The organism is Pantoea sp. GbtcB22 (assembly GCF_019091025.1).
Classification (GTDB): domain Bacteria; phylum Pseudomonadota; class Gammaproteobacteria; order Enterobacterales; family Enterobacteriaceae; genus Pantoea; species Pantoea leporis.
In genome coordinates this window covers 1-280 of record NZ_JAGXKB010000111.1, presented here as the reverse complement: position 1 = coordinate 280, position 280 = coordinate 1, and the positions used below count along the sequence as shown (strand labels likewise).

Sequence of the window (280 nt, the reverse complement as noted above, 5' to 3'; positions counted from 1 at the left end):
GCCTGGCATGATACCGATCTTACATTGGCCTGGCGTGATCACGCCTGGGCAGTTCGGGCCGATCATGCGCACGCCAGCATCATCCAGCTTCACTTTCACGGTCAGCATATCCAGCGTTGGGATACCTTCGGAGATGGTGATGATCAGTTTAATGCCCGCATCGATCGCTTCCAGGATACCCTCTTTGCAGAACGGCGCTGGAACGTAGATCACGGTGGCGGTTGCCCCGGTGGCTTCTACTGCTTCGCGTACGTTGTTGAACACCGGCAGGCCGAGATGC

General features: G+C 57.5%; 1 pseudogene. It reads right to left on the bottom strand.

The features are described from left to right. A pseudogene (locus KVT28_RS24945) lies at nt 1–280 on the bottom strand (succinate--CoA ligase subunit alpha); the annotation flags it as partial.